This window comes from Rhodopseudomonas infernalis (assembly GCF_022271405.1).
Lineage (GTDB): Bacteria > Pseudomonadota > Alphaproteobacteria > Rhizobiales > Xanthobacteraceae > Rhodopseudomonas > Rhodopseudomonas infernalis.
In genome coordinates this window covers 25,316-42,668 of the sequence record NZ_JAJNAL010000041.1, presented here as the reverse complement: position 1 = coordinate 42,668, position 17,353 = coordinate 25,316, and the positions used below count along the sequence as shown (strand labels likewise).

The following is a 17,353-nucleotide window of genomic DNA, read 5'->3' as shown; positions in this document are numbered from 1 at the left end:
TCGTTGTGCCAAGAGGACGTTGATCAGACATGCCCGCCGCCTCCATCGAAACCACGGACACCCCGCTCTTCACTTACGCCCTTCGCCGCGCGGACGACGCCCTGATCCTCGGGCATCGGCTGTCCGAATGGTGCGGGCATGCGCCGATGCTGGAAGAGGACATGGCGCTGTCGAATATCGCGCTCGACCTGATCGGCCAGGCGCGCGAGCTGTATGGCTATGCGGGAGCCGTCGAGGGCAAGGAGCGCGACGAAGACCAGCTCGCGTATTTGCGCGAAGAGCGCGACTACCAGAACCTGCTGCTGGTCGAGCAGCCGAACGGCGACTTCGCCCGCACGCTCGCGCGGCAGTTCTACTACTCGGCCTTCGCCGATCCGTATTGGCGGGCGATGATGCGCTCGACCGATCCGACGCTGGCGGCGATCGCCGCCAAGTCGGAGAAGGAAAGCGCCTATCACCTCCGCCATGCCTCCGAATGGATGATCCGGCTCGGCGACGGCACCGACGAGAGCCATCGCCGCGCGCAGGACGCCGTCGACGCACTGTGGGCGTTCGCCGGCGAGCTGTTCGATACCGACGCCGGCGAGCAGCGGCTGATCGACGCCGGCGTCGCGATCGATCCCGCCAGCCTGCGCGACACCTGGCACGGCACGCTCAGCGCGGTGCTCCGCGAAGCGACGCTGACGATGCCGAGCGGCGCGTGGGTGCAGCGCGGCGGTCGCAGCGGCCGGCACAGCGAGCATCTCGGCCACCTGCTCACCGACCTGCAATACATGCAGCGGACCTTTCCGGGCCAGACATGGTGACGCGAACGGACAGCGACGCCGAGCTGCGCGCCCGCGCCTGGGACGCCGCCGCGACAGTGGTCGATCCGGAAATCCCGGTGCTGACCATCGCCGATCTCGGCGTACTGCGCGACGTGCGTGTGCAGGGCGGCTGCGTTGAAGTCACGATCACGCCGACCTACTCCGGCTGCCCGGCCATGAACATGATCACGCTGGAGATCGAGACCGCGCTGGCGCATGCCGGCATCAGCGATGCCCGTGTCGAAACGGTGCTGGCGCCGGCCTGGACAACCGACTGGATGAGCCCGGAGGGCCGCGCCAAGCTGAAGGATTACGGCATCGCGCCGCCGCTCGCCGCATCCGGCCGCCGCGCGCTGTTCGGCGCGTTGGAAATCGCTTGCCCGCAATGCGGCTCGGTCGACACCGAGCAGCTGTCCGAATTCGGCTCGACCTCCTGCAAGGCGCTGTGGCGCTGCAAGAGCTGCCGCGAGCCGTTCGATTACTTCAAGTGCCATTGAGCGCCGCCATGAACATCTCCGCCACCATTCCGCGCTTCCATCCGCTGACGATCCGCGACCTGCGCCGCGAAGGCCGCGATGCGATCTCGCTGGCGTTCACGATCCCGCCGGAGCTCGCCGACGCCTATCAGTTCGCGCCCGGCCAATATCTGACGCTGCGCACCACGATGGACGGCGAGGAGGTGCGGCGCTCCTATTCGATCTGCTCCGGCCCGGGCGACGGTGAGCTGCGCATCGCGGTGAAGAAGGTCGACGGCGGCGCGTTCTCGGTGTGGGCGACCGAAGAGCTGAAAGCCGGCGATACGCTCGAGGTGATGACGCCGACCGGCCGGTTCGGCGCCGCCCACGCCGCGAGCGAGGCGCGCACTTACGTCGGCTTCGCCGCCGGCAGCGGCATCACGCCGATCCTGTCGCTGATCAAGGCGGTGCTGGCGCGCGATCCCGACAGCCGGTTCTTCCTGTTCTACGGCAATCGCTCGACCGAACAGATTCTGTTCCGCGACACGCTCGAGGCGCTGAAGGACCGCTACCTGCAGCGCTTCGCGGTGTTTCATGTGCTGTCGCAGGAGGAGCAGGACGTGCCGGTGATGCAGGGCCGGCTCGACCGCGACAAGGTGCGGCTGCTGCTGACCGCGATGCTGCCGGCGGCGAGCGTCGATCACGTCTTCATCTGCGGCCCGACCGGCATGGCCGACGACGTCGAGGCCGCGTGCCGCGAACTCGGCATCGCCGAGGATCGCATCCATGTGGAGCGCTTCGTCTCCGGATTGGGCGGCAAGCCGCGGCCGAAGACCATCGTCGCGCCCGGCGCGCCGCCCAAGTCAATCGCCTCGCTGATCATCGACGGCAAGCGCCGCGAAGTCCCGGTAGCTGAGGGCGAAGCTATCCTCGACGCGGCACTGCGCGCCGGCGTCGATCTGCCGTTCGCCTGCAAGGGCGGGATGTGCTCCACCTGCCGCGCCAAGCTGGTCGAGGGCGAGGCGCCGATGGAGCTGAACTACTCGCTGGAGCCTTGGGAGCTGCAGGCCGGGTTCGTCCTGACGTGCCAGGCCAAGCCGACGACGGCGCGGGTCGTGGTGGACTACGACCATCTGTAAGACCCGCAAATAGTCCCTGCACTCACGTTGAGATACGCAAGTGAGATCCATGCGCACCGTGCCAGATCTGCGGGCACAGCGGATATGGATTCAGCGCTCGCGCTGCGCACGCCCCGGAATGACGGGGACAAAAAAATAGGCCCGCGTGAGCGGGCCTGAGGGCGTCCGGAGGTTCAGTCGAAGTCGGCTCAGGCCGACTTGCTGAAGGTCTTGCTCAGATTGTCCTGCGCGGACTTGGCGGAGTCGGCGGCGAGGCGGCTGAGATATTCGGTGGCGGACTTGGCGCGCGACACCAGCACTTCGCCGTGCGAGCGAACCAGATCCGACTGGATCTGCACCGCTTCGTTGATCGACTTCGCCGAAGCGAGCTTGTCGATGCCAGCGAAGAACGCCTGGGTGTCGTGGTGGATCGCCTGCTGGATCGTGCGGGTGATCCGCGCCGCTTCGGTGACCGAATTGGCAACAGCCTCTTCGACAGTCGCGGTGAGCTTCTCGGAACCGGCGTGCAGGTCGGCGGCCTTCTCCTTGGCGGTGCCGGCAGCGCGCTTGACGAAGTCGCGGGTCGCTTCCGGAACTTCCAGGTTCTGGAAATTCTTGAACGCATCGGTCACCGGCGCGAACGCCTGCTTGACCTGATCGAACGCGGCTTCGTGGGTCTCGGTATGGGTATCAGTCATTGGGTGTCTCCATCCTCGTGTGAGCTATGGTCTTGCCCCGTCCGGGAGCGGCCCGGGACACCCTCAATATGGCACTATTCATGCTGCATTGCAATATAAATGGTGCAACGCAACACCCAAACCAATCCTAAGCCATTGATTTCTCGATCTAAGACTTTCGTCGAGACCCGTTCCCCAGGAGTCGATGCCTGAGAAGCTGAAAGCCCCCGGCTTTCACTTTGCCCGGGACTTGGTGCCGCTCGTCGCGGCGCCTTCTCCGATGGTTGCGACGAGCCGGTCGAGCTTGGCTTCGATCGCCGCCAGCCGGGCTTCGAAATCGTCCATCTGGGCGCGGGTCGGCAGGTTGAGGCCGGCCAGATACTGCTCGACCATCGTGCCGAACTGCTTCTGCGCCTCGGCGGTGGCGCCGCTCACCTGCCCGACCGCCTTGGCGATCTCTGGCGTGGCCATGGCCTGGTTGGCGAGCGTGGTGAAGCCCTTGCTCATTTCGCCGAGCATCGCCTGCCAGGCGGCTGCCGGGTCTTTGTCCTTGTCGACCATCTACTTCTTCTCCTTCGGCAACGTGCTGCCGAGGCCGGCCATGGTGACGAACATGTCCTGGAAGCGTTCCGCAATCTTCGGATCGAAGGTGAACCAGCTCTGCATCAACGCTTCCGGTGATACCTTATCGATGTTCGACATCATCTGCTGCTGGAGCTTGTCCATCACCGCGGTCTGCATCGGCTGCACATTCGGGAGGCCGAAGAAGGCCCGTGCTTCATCGGGGGTGCATTCGATCTCGACGTTGACTTTCATGGCCGCTCCAGACTTTGGCAGGAGGGCGTGTCGGCGTTGCGAATTGTCGTCCGCTGCGACGATACGCCCGAAGGACGTCCCAGCGACGCCCCGCGGAGCATCCTGAACATCCGGCCAGTATCGCCGCGACCGCGGGTGTGATGCAAGCAATCCGGAGCGCGGCCCGCGCGCTTCAACCAAAACGTTCGAGCGCGAACGGCTTCGGATCCGCGAGCGGTTCTGCGCCGGTCATCATCTCGGCAAGCAGCCGCCCCGTCACGGGACCGAGCGTCAGGCCGTGATGCTGATGGCCGAAATCGAACCACAGGCCGTCGTGGCGGGGCGCCTTGCCGATGACCGGCAGCATATCGGGCAGACACGGACGCGCCCCCATCCACGGCTGCGGCTCGATCGCCTCGCCGAGCGGAAACAGATCGCGCGCCAGCGCACGCGCGCGCGTCACCTGCACCGGAGTCGGCGGCGCATCGCGGCGCGCGAATTCGGCGCCGGTGGTGAGGCGGATGCCGCGGTTCATCGGTGCCAGCAAGTAACCGCGATCGGCGTCGAGCACCGGATGCTGCAGCACCGCGTTGCCGCGCGTGGTGAAGTGCTGGTGATAGCCGCGCTTGACTCCGAGCGGGATGCGATAGCCGAGCGGCCCAAACACCAGATCCGACCACGGTCCCAGCGTCACCACCACTTCGCGCGCCGAGACGACGCCATCGTCGGTGGTGATCCGCCAGCCGCCGCTCTGCTGCTGCAGCGTGAGCGCATCGCCGCGCAGGAAGCGGCCGCCCTTGCGGCCGAACAGCGCCGCGTAGGCTTTCACCAGCGCGCCAGGATCGGGAATGAAGCCAGGCTCGAGCCAGTGAACTGCGCCGGCGAAACGGCCCATCAGGTTCGGCTCGCGCGCCGCAATCGCCGCATCGTCGAGCACGTCGGCGGTGACGCCGAAGCGTCTGACGCTGTCGAGCTCGGCGACGGTCTTGCCGAACGACGCCTCGGTGCGGAACAGCTTGATCCAGCCGGTCTTGCGCAGCAGCTCCGGCACGCCGGCTTCGGCGATCAGCGCCTCGTGCTCCGCGAGGCTCTGCCGGATCAGCGGCAGCGCCGCCTTGGCGATCCGCGCGGCGGACTCCGGCGATGACGCCATGAAGTACCGCAGCAGCCACGGCAGGAATTCCGGCAGGCCGGAGAGATGATAATGCACGTCGGCCGAGCGATTGAGCGCGTAACGCAACAGATGGCCGAGATCGCGCGGAAACAGATAGGGCTGCACCGAGGCGACCTCGATCAGCCCGGCATTGCCGTAGCTGGTCTCGTCGCCGGCGGCGGCGTTGCGATCGACCAGCACCACATCGCGACCGCGCTGCTGCAGATGCAGCGCCGCACTGACGCCGACAATGCCGGCGCCGAGCACCAGAACATCAGTCTCGTGTTTCATGGTGCGTCAGCTAAGCAGACCGACGCGATTTCGCAAACAGCGGAGGTCACCGCGGCCCGCAGATTCGCATATGTGCGACGATCGACCCCGGGCGGGCGCGGAGCATGTCGCCGAACGGTTGCAAATCCTGCAGGCGTGCCGCGAACGCGTTACGTCGGACGACGGCTTGCTCGGCCAGCATAAGCCGGACGAACGCAAGCCGATAAGGCGTGACGATCGATCGCGTGACGCGGCAAGCCGAACGCCTCAGGTCGGCTTCAGCGACGGCGAGGCGCGCTCCATTTCGTAGTCTTCGATCTGCTTGGCGCGATCGGTCTCGGCGGCGGCGCGATGGTCGGTACCGATCGCCACATAGACGGCCGGCAGCACGAACAGCGTGAACAGCGTGCCGATCATCATGCCGGACACCACCACCAGGCCGATCGAGAACCGGCTGGCGGCGCCGGCTCCCGAGGCGGTGAGCAGCGGCAGCAGGCCGGTGACCATCGCGGCCGTGGTCATCAGGATCGGCCGCAGCCGCACACGCGCCGACTGTTCGATCGCGGTGCGCTTGTCGAGCGCCTCCTTGATCTGCAGTTCGCGCGCGAACTCGACCATCAGGATGCCGTGCTTGCTGATCAGGCCGACCAGCGTCAGCAGGCCGACCTGGGTGTAGATGTTGATCGTCGCCATGCCGAAGAACAGCGGGATCAATGCGCCGCAGATCGCCATCGGCACCGTGATCATGATCACCAGCGGATCGCGCAGCGACTCGAACTGCGCCGCCAGCACCAGGAAAATGATGATCAGCGCGAAGCCGAACGTGATGGCGAGCTGATTGCCCTCCTGCACATATTGCCGCGCGTCGGCCAGATAGTCGTGGCCGAACCCGGTCGGCAGGTTCTTGGACTGCTTCTCGAGGAAGTCGACGGCCTGCCCCACCGTGACGCCCGGCATCGGCACCGCCTGGAAGGTGGCGGAGTTGAGCTGGTTGTAATGCGACAGCGCGTTCGGGTCGGTGGCGGTCTCGATCGACACCAGTGTCGACAGCGGAATCTGCTGACCGGTCGCGCTCGCCACGTAGTACCCTTCAAGCGATTGTGGCGTCAGCCGGTCGGCACGCGGCACCTGCGGGATGACCTGATATGACCGGCCTTCGAGATTGAAGCGGTTGACGTAGTTGCCGCCGAGCAGCGTCGCCAGCGTGGAGCCGAGCCGCTGCATGTTGACACCGAGGTCGCTCGCCTTGGTCCGGTCGATCGTCACGCGGACCACCGGCTGGTTGAAGTCGAGGTCGCTGTCGGTGACGATGAACAGGCCGCTCTTGCGCGCTGCGTCCTTCAGCTTGACCATCTCCTCGTAGACCGCGCGGAAGCCGGAGGTGGAGTTGATCACCATCTGGATCGGCAGACCGCCCGGCCCGCCCGGCAGCGGCGGCAGGTTGAAGGCGAAGGCGTTGACGCCCTCGATCTTGCTGAGTTCGGCCTGCACCAGCGGCTTCAGCTTCATGGCGCTGCGGGTGCGTTCGTCCCACGGCTTCAGCAACATGCCGGCAATGCCGTTGTTCGGCCCCGAGGTGCCGTTCAGGATGAAGCGCAGATCGGTTTCGGGGAAGCTCGCATAGGCCTTGTCGAGCTTCTCGCCATAATAATTCGAGTAGTCGATGTTGGCGTATTTCGGCCCCTTGGTCACTGCGAACACGATGCCCTGGTCCTCTTCGGGCGCCAGCTCCTTCGCGGTGTTCAAGTACATGAAGCCGACCAGGCCGAGGATCACGACGGCGAACAGCCCGGTGATCGGGCGATAGTCGAGCGAGCGGTCGAGCTGCCGGCCGTACCAGCGCGTCACCGAACCGAACACGGAATCGACCTTGCGGGCGAACCAGCCCTGGCTCTCCTGATGTTTCAGCAGCACCGAGCACATCATCGGCGACAGCGTCAGCGCAATGACACCCGAGACGATCACCGCGCCCGCCAAGGTGAAAGCGAACTCCCGGAACAGCGCGCCGGTCAGGCCGCCGAGGAAGCCGATCGGCGCGTACACCGCGGCGAGCGTGATGGTCATCGAGATCACCGGCCCGACGATCTCGCGCGCGCCGACCAAGGAGGCCTGGACGGGACTCTTCCCCTCCTCCAGATGTCGATGGATGTTCTCCACCACCACGATGGCGTCGTCGACCACCAGACCGATCGCCAGAACCATCGCCAGCAGCGTCAGCAGGTTGATCGAGAAGCCGAGTGCCAACATCGCCGTACACACGCCGATCAGCGACAGCGGGATCGTCACCACCGGGATGATCACCGACCGGAACGAGGCGAGGAACAGGAAGATCACCACGATGACGATGCCGACCGCTTCGATCAGCGTCTTTTCGACCTCGTCGATCGACGAGCGGATGAACTTGGTCGAGTCGTACGCGACCTTCATGTGCATCGACGGCGGCAGGTTGCGCTCGATTTCGGGGAACAGCGCACGGACCCCGGTGACGATGTTGAGCGGGTTGCCCTGCGGCGTCGCCTGCACGCCGATGAAGATCGCGCGCTCGCCGGAGAACGCGACGCTCGAGTCGGTACTCTGCGCGGCAAGTTCGACGGTGGCGACATCCTCCAGCCGGACGAAGCCGCCGTCCTGCGCCTTGACGATCATGCGTTTGAACTGATCGACGTTCTGCAGGTCGGTGTTGGTGGTGATGTTGGAGACTGTCAGATAGCCCTTGGTCTGACCCGCCGCCGCCTGGAAGTTGTTGGCGGCGATCGCCGCCGAAATGTCGGATGGAGAGACGTTGCGCCCCGCCATGCGTAAGGGATCGAGCCAGATCCGCATCGCGAAGGTCTGGCCGCCGAGAATGTCGGCCGACGCCACGCCGTCGACGGTTGACAGCACCGGCTGCACCACGCGCGTCAGGTAGTCGGAAATCGCCGATCCGGACAACTCGTTACTGGAGAAGCCGAGATACATCACCGCCGTGGTCTGGCCGGTGGATTTGACGATCACCGGGTCGTTGGCTTCGCGCGGGATCAGGTATTTGACCGAATTGACCTTGGCCAAAACCTCGGTGAGCGCCTGGTTGGGATCGAAGTTGAGCTTGACGTAGACGGTGATCAGGCTCTGGCCCAGCGTCGAGGACGACGTGATGTAATCGACGCCCTCGGCGGAGGCGACCGCCTGCTCGAGCGGCGTGGTGATGAAGCCCTGCATCAGGTCCGGAGACGCGCCTGGATACGCCGTGGTGATGGTCACCACCGTGTTCGACAGCTTCGGATACTGCCGGATCGGCAACGTCATCGCGGCGCGGAAGCCGATCAGCAGGATCAGCATGCTGACGACGAGCGACAGCACCGGACGCTTGATGAAGATATCGGTGATGACCATACGGACGCTCCGTGGCGCAGGCTCCGCGCGGGTGGCGCGGGAGCTGCGGTGCGATCAGATCAGTGGGCTCGGAAGGCGCTCGTCGCCTGCGGGCCTGCGAAAGAACCGGGCGGCGCGGCGCGCCGACCCGGGAGTTTGATCAGTAGCGCGGCGGCGTCGCCGGCTGCGGCGGCGGCGGATCGGTCGAGATCGTGACCGCGGCGCCGGACTGCAGCTTGAGCTGGCCGACCGCGACGACGCGGTCGCCCGGCTTGATCCCGCTGAGGATCACGGTGCGGCCGTTGATCCGGTCGCCGGTGCGCACGAAGGTTCGAACAGCCTTGAGGTTGGACTTGCCGTCCTCCGCCTTCTCCTCCTGGATCAGGTAGACGGAGTCGCCATACAGCGTGTAGTCGACCGCGGTCTCCGGCACGGTGATCACCGCGGGCTTGTCCGGCAGCACCACGGTGGTGGTGGCGAACATGCCCGGCTTGAGCACATGACCCGGGTTGTCGAGCGTCGCCTGCACCCGGATATTGCGGGTGTCGGACAAAATCTGCGGCTCGATGGTGGTGATCTTGCCGTCGAAGTCGCGTCCCGGGTAGGCATCGACGCGGATGCGCACCGCCTGCCCAACCTTCAGCGTGCCGGAGTCTTTTTCCGTCACGGTGAAGTTGGCGTAGACCTGCGACAGGTTGGTCAGAGACACAATCTGGGTGCCGGCCGTGAGATACTGACCGACTTCGACGCGGCGGACGCCGAGCACACCGTCGAACGGTGCGCGCACCAGCTTCTGCGAGATCACCGCCTGAGTCCGGGCGATGCCCGCATTGGCCTGATCGAACGAGGCCTGCGCCTGATCGACGGTGGCCTGCGGACCGAACTGGCGCGCGGCCAGTTGCTTGGCGCGATCGAGCGACAGCTCCGCGACCTTGGCCTGGGCGCGGAAGTTGGCGAGGTCGGCCTGCTCGGGCGCGTCGTAAAGCTGCAGCAGCTTGGCGCCGGCTTCGACCTCGGCGCCTGCCGTGAACAGGATCTCGGTGATGCGGCCGGAAACGTCGGAGGTCACGTTGACCTGGTGAACGGCGGCCAGATCACCAACCGCCCTCAGCAGATTGGGGACCACCTCGGACTTCGCCTCCGAGACCGTGACGGTGATCGGCGGCGGTTTGTTGTTGGCGAAGAACTGCGCAATCATGTGATTGCGGAAGGCGTTGAAGCCGACCAGGCCGCCGACCAGCAGCGCCAGCAGCAGCCCGACGATGATGAACCAGCGGATCATGCGCGCCGGACGGGGGCGCGGCTTCTCAGGGGCCGACCGCGCCGCGGGCGGCGTTTCTGTGGCAACCGTCATCTTGTATACTCTCTGTCGTTTTCCGCGCGCGCCGGACCGGGCGAAAATTCGCGGTCCAGATGCTCAGCAATTACGGCTTCGTTCAGTCCAATTCCACGTAAAATAAACTCGCAGGTCTGGCGCTCCAGATCGGGCGCCTCCCCGTAGCTCAGGCACGCCACCGCAGGCAAGTTGGCAAGCGCCATCATCAGGACAGTCTGATGCGCGAGCCAAAACAGGTTCATCGGGTCCCGACCGACCCTCGTGGCATCTCCAACCGCCACCGCGCGATCCAGCGAAGCAGCGAATTGCGGTCCGATCAGGCCCGCGATCTTGTCGAACACCAGCCGGGCGAACTCGCCGTCGTCGAGCTGGCTGGTGATCAGCAGCCGCAGCCGCTGCTCCTCTTCCTGATCCGGTTGATCCGAAACATGCAGGAAATGTGCAACGAGATTTCGAACGAGGACGACGAGAGACTCGGTCGAAGCCGGCAGGTCCAGCAAATGCGCCAGCGCCGGGTCGGCCTCGCATTCATCGGCGAGAATCTCGGCGTACAGCGCAGATTTGCTCGGAAAATGCTTGAACAGCAACCCTTCCGAGATCGACGCCGCAGTGGCGACACTCTTGGTCGTCGTCCCGGCGAAGCCGTTTCGGGCAAAGCATCTCTTGGCCGCGCCAAGGATCAATTCCCGGCGCAAATCTCGCGTCATTCGCAATGAGCTCATTTTTGTGAGTAGGCACTCACCTGCCTGGTTGTCAACCGGATATGCCGCGCTGCACCGGAACGTGAGCAATTCCGCGGCCTTAGATCATGCATTTCCTACCTCCGGTTGCGAAACGCTCCGGCTGAGAATCGCGAGTGCGGTATCCACTTCGAGCGCGAAAAGCTCTACAAGGGCAAAAAAGAGTACCGCATGGAAACGACCTCAAGCGAGCTGGCGGCGGCGTTCGAGCTCGAACGGCTGACGCCGGAGTTCTACGCCGACCCCTACCCCACCTATCACGCGCTGCGGACGCATCAGCCGGTCAAGCGGCTGGGCAATGGCGGCTATTTCCTGACGCGCTACGACGATCTGGTCGCGGTCTACAAGAACACTGCGCTGTTCTCGTCCGACAAGCAGCGCGAATTTGCCCCGAAATACGGTCAATCGCTGCTGTTCGAGCACCACACCACCAGCCTGGTATTCAACGACCCGCCCTCGCATACCAGAGTGCGCCGACTGATCATGGGGGCGCTGACGCCGCGGGCGATTGCCGGCATGGAGCCGGACGTGATCGCGCTGGTCGACCGGCTGCTGGAGGCGATGGCGGCCAAGACCGAGGTCGACCTGATCGAGGACTTCGCGGCGGCGATTCCGATCGAGGTGATCGGCAATCTGCTCGGCGTGCCGTACGACGAGCGCGGGCCGCTGCGCGACTGGTCGCTGGCCATCCTCGGGGCGCTCGAGCCCGTGGTCAGCCCGGACACCTTCGCGCGCGGCAACGACGCGGTACGGGGCTTCCTGGCCTATCTCGAGACGCTGATCGCCCGCCGCCGCGCCGCCCCGGGCGATCCGGAGCGCGACGTGCTGACGCGGCTGATCCAGGGCGATGGCAGCGGCGAGCAGCTGTCGTCCAAGGAGCTGCTGCACAACTGCATCTTCCTGCTCAACGCCGGGCACGAAACCACCACCAACCTGATCGGCAACGGGCTGGTGACGCTCGACGCCAATCCCGGCGAGAAGCAGCGGCTGATCGCCGATCCGGGGCTGACCCGAACCGCGGTCGAGGAAGTACTGCGTTACGAGAGCTCCAACCAGCTCGGGAACCGCATCACCACCGCGGAGACAACGATCGGGGGCGTGACGATGCCGGCCAACACCTCGCTGACGCTGTGCATCGGCGCCGCCAACCGCGACCCGGCGCATTTTCCCGATCCTGACCGGTTCGACGCCGGGCGGACGCCGAACCGGCACCTCGCCTTCGCCACAGGCCCGCATCAGTGCGCCGGCATGGCGCTGGCCCGGCTCGAAGGCGCGATCGCGCTGCGCCGCTTCCTGGCGCGCTTTCCCGGCTACGCCATCAGCGGCACGCCGGCGCGCGGCGGACGGGTGCGGTTTCGTGGCTATCTGCGGGTGCCGTGCCGGCTGGCTGCCTGATCCGACAGATCAGCGCACCGTCTGCACAAGCAGCGTCGGAATGTGGCAGGTGCCGCTGCGCACGGTCGCGACCCGGGTGCGAGGCTTGCGGCCGGCGCGCGGCTCGGTGACCGTCACCCCTGCCTCGACCAGCCGGGCGCGGGCGGCGTCGAGATCGTCGACCCGCCAGCCGATGCCCCACAGCTTGTCGTGTTCGGCATCGGAGCCGGCCACCGGGCGATGCACGACTTCGAGCATGACATCGCCGCAGCGGAAGAACATCAGCCGTCCCCAGTCGTGGTGCGAGCGGTCGAGCACCATGTTGAGCCCCAGCCGCGCGCCGTACAGCGCCGCGGCCCTTTCAGGTGCGGCGGTCGAGATCACCAGATGATCCATCCCGGTGACGGGCGCCACGGCGACCGCCTCCGACCGAGACCTTTCGGCACCAAGCTCGAGAAAGAACAGCCGCACCCCGCGGGTCAGCGCGGTGGCGGCGCGCGTCCGCTTCCAACTCAGCGCTGCGCCCGACTGCATATCGTGCCGCTCGACGTCGGCGACCGGATCCGGCTGCAACGCGAGGCGTTCGAGCCGGCGATGCATGCGGTCGGCATCGCACACGCGGAAACACAGGCTGGCCAACCCCTCGCCCTGCAGCTTGATCACGTTGCGGATGCGTTCGGCGGTGCTGCCGCCTCCGGCCGGCGCCATCAGTTCGAGCGACATGTTGCCCAGCGTGAACAGCACGTTCTCGGAGCCGTCGTCGGTGCTGCGCCATGCCGGTTTGCAGCCGAGCAGCGTCTGATAGGCCGCGACCGCTGCGGGCAGGTCGCTGACCAGCACCACCAGATGGTCGATGGCAGTGATCGCGCCGCTGCGCTCTCGCCCCTGCTCTGCCTCTGGTTGATTGCTGGTCATCACCGCCCCCTTGCCTGTTCGTCGTCCGATGCGTCGCGCCGCCGCATCCGCTGCGATGATCGTCCCCCGGCGCGTCGGCCACCCCGCGCCCAGCATCGATTATTCGCGGCGAGTCGCCCACCTCGTCCGATACCCGGTCTGCGGTGGCGGCCGCCAATTCGAAGCGGCGTTGACGCTCGGCCGTGTGCGGCGCCCCGCGGGGAACCACGGCGAACGCCGCTTCGTTGTGGATGAATTTTCGGCAGAACGCCTCTCCGTTCCGTTTAGTCGCAACCGACAATTTTAGCCGATGCGCTGCAACATGCAGATGCTATGGTTTTCCGGCCGGGTCAGGCCTCGCAGCATGGGACGCTCATGGACGCACTCTTCATCGGACAGACTTACATCGACGTCACCTTCATCACCGACCATCTGCCCACCGGCGACGAAAAACATGTGGCGTCCGACTACGCGGTCTCGTTCGGCGGCAACGCCGTGACGGCGGCGTTCTGCTGCGCCAAGCTCGGCATCGTGCCGGACCTGATCTCGACCGTCGCCAATGACTGGCTCGGCCGGATGTTTCAGGACATGACGGCGAAGTACGGAATCTCGGTGCATCCGCGCAAGGTCGCGACCTCGTCGCTGTCCTTCATCATGCCGAAGGACGGCAAGCGCGCCATCGTCCGCTGCCGCGACGACGAGCACATCCATCCGTTCCCGGTGCTCAACCTCGGCAATTGCCGCGCACTGCATGTCGACGGCCACCAGCCCGACGCGGCGATCCACTACGCCAAGCTGTGCCGCGAGGCCGGCATCCTGACCTCGCTCGACGGCGGCGGCCTGCGCACCAACACCCACGAGCTCCTGGAATTCATCGACGTAGCGATCGTCGCCGAGCGGCTGTGCGAACAGATGGACATGACGCCGGACAAGATGCTCGATTACCTGAAGTCGCGCGGCTGCCGCATCGGCGGCGTGACCCAGGGCGAGCGTGGCCTCGTCTGGTACGACGAAGACGGCACCGTCCGCACCCAGCCGGCCTTCCCGATCCCGCGCGAACGCGTCATCGACACCAACGGCGCCGGCGACGTGTTTCACGGCGCCTATGTGTTCTCGTATCTGAACAGCCCCGACAAGGGCTGGCAGCACCACTTCGAATTCGCCCGCGCCGCCTCCACCTTCAAGATCCAGCGGCTGGGCAACGAGGCGGGATTGCCGACGGTGGCGGATATCGAAGCCGTGCAGCGGGAATTCAGCGCGCTGGCGTAGGGCTAGCTACGCCTATTTGTCAGCGCAACGTATCAGCCACACCGTCATGCCCGGGCTCGTCCCGGGCATCAACGTCTTGCAGTCTTTGCATCGCCGGAAGGCGTGGATGGCCGGGACAAGCCCGGCCATGACGAACTAACTCTCAGCCGTCATTGCGAGCGAAGCGAAGCAATCCAGAAGCGCCGTGCACGGAGCTGGATCGCGGCGTCGCTTCGCTCCTCGCAATGACGGAGGAGGCGTAGCACGCCCTTAGCCGATCGCCTTCTTCAGGTCGAAACTCGTATCGACCGCCTGCTCCGGCGTGATCGACTTGCCGAGCGGCAGGATCTTGCGGCCGAAGACGTGGTCGGCGGCGCGGTTGACGGATTCGATGCCGATCAGCTGGCCGTCCTTGTAGCAGAACGCCGAGAACGAGCGCTCGGCGACGCTGCCGCGGACCACGACCTGATCGAAGCCGGCAGTGAGGCCGGCGATCTGCAGCTTGTCGTCGCCCTGATCCGACCAGAACCACGGATAGCCGTCATAGGCCTTGGTGTCGCCGGTCAGCCGCGCGGCGACGCAGCGCGCCTGATCGGTGGCGTTCTGCACCGACTCCAGACGCATCACTTCGCCGAACCGCACGCTATTGAACAGCGAACAATCGCCGATCGCCGAGATGTTCGGATCTTCGGTGAGAAGATTCTCATCGACGATCACGCCCGACGCGGTGGGAAGCCCCGCCGCCGAGGCGAGTTCGACGTTCGGAATGACGCCGACGCCGACCACGACCAGATCGGCCGGCAGCGTGCGGCCGTCGCTGAGCGCGACGCCGGCGAGGCGGCCGTCCTCGCTTGCGATCTCGGTGGCGCGCACGCCGTAGTGGATGCGGATGCCCGCCGCGGTGTGGCGGTCGTGGAAGTAGCTGGAGATCTCCGGCGTCACGGCGCGCGCCATCACCCGCGGCGCCAGTTCGACGACGTCGACGTCCATGCCCTTGCCGCGCGCGGTGGCGGCGAATTCGAGGCCAATGAAGCCGGCGCCGATCACCACCACCTGCTTCTTCTCCGGCATCCGCTGCCGCACCTGCTCGCTCTCGTCGAGCGTGCGCAGATACAGCACGTCGTCGAGCGTGGCGTTGGGCACGTCGAGCTGACGGTTGCGCGCGCCGGTGGCCAGCACCAGATGGCCGTAACCGATCTTCTCGCCCGAGCCGAGCAACAGCGTCTTTGCTTCACGATCGATCGCCACCGCACGGTCGGAGATCAGCTCGATGGTCTGATCGTGGAAGAATTTCTCCGGCCGGAACATCAGCGAGGCGGGATCGCCGCCGCTCTTCAGATAAGCCTTCGACAACGGCGGCCGCTGATACGGCAGATGCTTCTCGTCGTTGATCAGCGCGATGCGACCGGTGTACTTGGCCTGGCGCAGCGAAACCGCGACCTGAAATCCGGCGTGGCCGGCTCCCACAATCAAGACCGTGTCGTTCATCGTGTCACTCGTCGTGTTGGAAACGGCGCGGCATGCGCCGATGGACCTGGAACTCATGGACGCCGCAGCCTCTAGCACAAAGCCCGGCGGGTGGTCAGCTTTGCGGGTGGCAGGCTTAGACTAAAGAAACGGCAGGGCGCCGCCTCAATAGACCGGCGGCGTCTGGTCGAGCACCTCGCGTTTGGGGCTCTCGAGGATGTCCAGTTCCAGCGTGTCGATCAAGAGCGGCCCGCGCCGGCGCTCGACCGCGCCGACCTTCTCGATCCGGGCGAACGTCGCCTTGAGCACCGGATGGGCGGCGGCGTTGGTCTCGCCCACCAGCAGCAGCTTGCCGGCGAGCTGCGCCGGCGTCGGCGGCGGCTGTTGCAGCCAGCGATAGCGTTCGTTGCGCTGCGCCACGCAGGTGCCCTTCGGCAGATAGAAGGCCAGCCAGGCCGTATTGCCATAGTCGTTGGCGATCACGCAGGTCGCGCCCGTCTTCTCGCGCACCGCGGCGATCTCGGCGGCGATCTGCGGGAAGCCGACGCCGACCGCGCGCACGCTGGCGTCGCGGCGGTGCCCGGTGAGCACGCCGGTGTTGGCCTGCACCACCACCAGCACGAACATCAGCACGCCGACCGGCACCGCCCAGCGCATGCAAAAGCGGACCACCCGTTGGGCGCGCGGACCCCAGGTCGCCAGCGCGGCGGCCACGCCGCCGGCGACTGCGAAAGCCGGATACAGCGCGCCGAGCCAATTGCCCTCGACGCGGTCGTGGGTCGCCTGCCAGGCGAAGTACAGCGCGATGGTCCAGACGATCGAACTGACCAGCATGCGCGCGCCGGACGCCCCCGCGCCGCGCGCCAGCGCATACAGCCCCATCACACCGAGGATGTAGGCCAGCGGCGTGGTCAGCACGAACTGCGTCGGCACCAGCTCGAGCAGATAGTTGAAGTTGAACCCGTCGACCTGGGCGCGGCGGAACTGCTTGACGAAGGAGATCCACTGGTGATCGGCGTTCCAGATCACCACGGGCGCAAACAGCGCGAATGCCACCAGCCCGCCGAGATAGGGCCACGGCGTCAGCAGCCAGCGCCGTAGCTTCGGCACCCACAACAGCCAGATCAGGATCGCCGGGCCGAAGAACAGCGCAGTGTATTTCGACAGCAGCGCCACACCGACCGCAGCGCCGACGCCGAGCCACCACACGCCCCTGCCCGACGACAGCACCTGCGCCAGCGTGTAGAGCACGAAGCTCGCCGCAACCAGCAGCGGCGCGTCCGGCGTCACGATCACGGTGCCGACCGAGACCATCATGGTGGCGTTGAGCAGCAGCGTCGCATTTGCCGCCAGCCGCTGGCCGCCGAACAAAAGCTCGGCCGAGCGCCACGTCGCCCAGCTCATCGGCAGCGCCAGCAACACGGAGATCAGCCGGACGCCGAGCTCGGTGTCGCCGGCGATCAGAGTGCCGGCGCGGATCACCAGCGCGACCATCGGCGGATGATCGAAGTACGACAAGGCCAGATGCTGCGACCAGGTCCAATAATAGGCCTCGTCGAACGTCAGCGGCGTGATCGCGGCGGCGATCAGGCGCAGCGCCACCAGCGCGGCGACGACGAGCGCGGTGGTGCCGGCCAGGCCTCGGCTCGAAATCGGCACCAACGACATC

General features: G+C 66.1%; 15 protein-coding genes. 5 read left to right on the top strand and 10 right to left on the bottom strand.

Annotation, left to right across the window (positions count from 1 at the left end; translation table 11 throughout):
• Positions 1-29 precede the first annotated feature (29 nt).
• The 3 genes from paaC to paaE are packed head-to-tail and all read left to right on the top strand — an operon-like array spanning position 30 to position 2,400.
• A complete protein-coding gene (gene paaC, locus LPW26_RS21445) occupies positions 30-806 on the top strand; it encodes a 1,2-phenylacetyl-CoA epoxidase subunit PaaC (RefSeq protein WP_238737666.1) in 777 nt (258 codons plus the stop codon).
• On the top strand, positions 800-1,303 hold the full coding sequence (paaD, locus tag LPW26_RS21440; protein ID WP_238737665.1) for a 1,2-phenylacetyl-CoA epoxidase subunit PaaD: 504 nt from the start codon (positions 800-802) through the stop codon (positions 1,301-1,303). The genes paaC and paaD overlap by 7 nt, the downstream gene beginning before the upstream one ends.
• A gap of 8 nt (positions 1,304-1,311) precedes the next feature.
• Entirely contained in the window at positions 1,312-2,400 is a 1,089-nt protein-coding gene (gene paaE, locus LPW26_RS21435) for a 1,2-phenylacetyl-CoA epoxidase subunit PaaE (RefSeq protein WP_238737664.1), read from the top strand.
• Between the two features lie 188 nt (positions 2,401-2,588).
• Here the strand turns inward: paaE and LPW26_RS21430 are convergent, their stop codons facing one another.
• The 7 genes from LPW26_RS21430 to LPW26_RS21400 form a co-directional block, all read right to left on the bottom strand.
• The gene (locus tag LPW26_RS21430) at positions 2,589-3,077 is read right to left on the bottom strand and encodes a phasin family protein (protein ID WP_238737663.1); all 489 of its coding nucleotides are present in this window, start codon (positions 3,075-3,077) and stop codon (positions 2,589-2,591) included.
• A gap of 213 nt (positions 3,078-3,290) precedes the next feature.
• Positions 3,291-3,617, bottom strand: a complete 327-nt coding sequence (locus tag LPW26_RS21425) for a poly(R)-hydroxyalkanoic acid synthase subunit PhaE (RefSeq protein ID WP_238737662.1) — start codon at positions 3,615-3,617, stop codon at positions 3,291-3,293.
• The gene (locus LPW26_RS21420; protein WP_238737661.1) at positions 3,618-3,872 is read right to left on the bottom strand and encodes a DUF6489 family protein; all 255 of its coding nucleotides are present in this window, start codon (positions 3,870-3,872) and stop codon (positions 3,618-3,620) included. It abuts the gene before it with no gap.
• A 172-nt stretch (positions 3,873-4,044) separates the two neighbouring features.
• Complete coding sequence (locus LPW26_RS21415; protein ID WP_238737660.1) at positions 4,045-5,295, bottom strand: FAD-dependent oxidoreductase; 1,251 nt, start codon at positions 5,293-5,295, stop codon at positions 4,045-4,047.
• A gap of 246 nt (positions 5,296-5,541) precedes the next feature.
• Positions 5,542-8,646, bottom strand: coding sequence for a multidrug efflux RND transporter permease subunit (locus LPW26_RS21410; protein WP_238737659.1), 3,105 nt, complete (start codon positions 8,644-8,646; stop codon positions 5,542-5,544).
• Between the two features lie 139 nt (positions 8,647-8,785).
• Positions 8,786-9,979: an efflux RND transporter periplasmic adaptor subunit gene (locus tag LPW26_RS21405; RefSeq protein ID WP_238737658.1), complete on the bottom strand. Its 1,194-nt coding sequence runs from the start codon at positions 9,977-9,979 to the stop codon at positions 8,786-8,788.
• Entirely contained in the window at positions 9,976-10,683 is a 708-nt protein-coding gene (locus LPW26_RS21400) for a TetR/AcrR family transcriptional regulator (RefSeq protein ID WP_238737657.1), read from the bottom strand. The genes LPW26_RS21405 and LPW26_RS21400 overlap by 4 nt, the downstream gene beginning before the upstream one ends.
• 189 nt (positions 10,684-10,872) lie before the next feature.
• Here LPW26_RS21400 and LPW26_RS21395 point away from each other — a divergent pair, with 189 nt between their 5' ends.
• On the top strand, positions 10,873-12,096 hold the full coding sequence (locus tag LPW26_RS21395; protein WP_238737656.1) for a cytochrome P450: 1,224 nt from the start codon (positions 10,873-10,875) through the stop codon (positions 12,094-12,096).
• A gap of 9 nt (positions 12,097-12,105) precedes the next feature.
• On the opposite strand, the gene LPW26_RS21390 is transcribed toward LPW26_RS21395, so the two are convergent.
• A complete protein-coding gene (locus LPW26_RS21390; protein WP_238737655.1) occupies positions 12,106-12,990 on the bottom strand; it encodes a VOC family protein in 885 nt (294 codons plus the stop codon).
• A 354-nt stretch (positions 12,991-13,344) separates the two neighbouring features.
• Here LPW26_RS21390 and LPW26_RS21385 point away from each other — a divergent pair, with 354 nt between their 5' ends.
• On the top strand, positions 13,345-14,238 hold the full coding sequence (locus tag LPW26_RS21385) for a sugar kinase (protein WP_238737654.1): 894 nt from the start codon (positions 13,345-13,347) through the stop codon (positions 14,236-14,238).
• Between the two features lie 249 nt (positions 14,239-14,487).
• Here LPW26_RS21385 and LPW26_RS21380 read toward each other — a convergent pair whose 3' ends face one another.
• Positions 14,488-15,705, bottom strand: coding sequence for an NAD(P)/FAD-dependent oxidoreductase (locus LPW26_RS21380; RefSeq protein ID WP_238737653.1), 1,218 nt, complete (start codon positions 15,703-15,705; stop codon positions 14,488-14,490).
• A gap of 144 nt (positions 15,706-15,849) precedes the next feature.
• Complete coding sequence (locus tag LPW26_RS21375; protein ID WP_238737652.1) at positions 15,850-17,352, bottom strand: glycosyltransferase family 39 protein; 1,503 nt, start codon at positions 17,350-17,352, stop codon at positions 15,850-15,852.
• Position 17,353: the final 1 nt, after the last annotated feature.

Coding starts and splice junctions, on each gene's coding strand:
- paaE (WP_238737664.1), top strand. CDS start 1,312: ATGAACATCTCCGCCACCATTCCGCGCTTCCATCCGCTGACGATCCGC.
- paaC (WP_238737666.1), top strand. CDS start 30: ATGCCCGCCGCCTCCATCGAAACCACGGACACCCCGCTCTTCACTTAC.
- LPW26_RS21400 (WP_238737657.1), bottom strand. CDS start 10,683: ATGAGCTCATTGCGAATGACGCGAGATTTGCGCCGGGAATTGATCCTT.
- LPW26_RS21375 (WP_238737652.1), bottom strand. CDS start 17,352: ATGTCGTTGGTGCCGATTTCGAGCCGAGGCCTGGCCGGCACCACCGCG.
- LPW26_RS21390 (WP_238737655.1), bottom strand. CDS start 12,990: ATGACCAGCAATCAACCAGAGGCAGAGCAGGGGCGAGAGCGCAGCGGC.
- LPW26_RS21425 (WP_238737662.1), bottom strand. CDS start 3,617: ATGGTCGACAAGGACAAAGACCCGGCAGCCGCCTGGCAGGCGATGCTC.
- LPW26_RS21380 (WP_238737653.1), bottom strand. CDS start 15,705: ATGAACGACACGGTCTTGATTGTGGGAGCCGGCCACGCCGGATTTCAG.
- LPW26_RS21405 (WP_238737658.1), bottom strand. CDS start 9,979: ATGACGGTTGCCACAGAAACGCCGCCCGCGGCGCGGTCGGCCCCTGAG.
- LPW26_RS21385 (WP_238737654.1), top strand. CDS start 13,345: ATGGACGCACTCTTCATCGGACAGACTTACATCGACGTCACCTTCATC.
- LPW26_RS21395 (WP_238737656.1), top strand. CDS start 10,873: ATGGAAACGACCTCAAGCGAGCTGGCGGCGGCGTTCGAGCTCGAACGG.
- paaD (WP_238737665.1), top strand. CDS start 800: ATGGTGACGCGAACGGACAGCGACGCCGAGCTGCGCGCCCGCGCCTGG.
- LPW26_RS21415 (WP_238737660.1), bottom strand. CDS start 5,295: ATGAAACACGAGACTGATGTTCTGGTGCTCGGCGCCGGCATTGTCGGC.
- LPW26_RS21410 (WP_238737659.1), bottom strand. CDS start 8,646: ATGGTCATCACCGATATCTTCATCAAGCGTCCGGTGCTGTCGCTCGTC.
- LPW26_RS21430 (WP_238737663.1), bottom strand. CDS start 3,077: ATGACTGATACCCATACCGAGACCCACGAAGCCGCGTTCGATCAGGTC.
- LPW26_RS21420 (WP_238737661.1), bottom strand. CDS start 3,872: ATGAAAGTCAACGTCGAGATCGAATGCACCCCCGATGAAGCACGGGCC.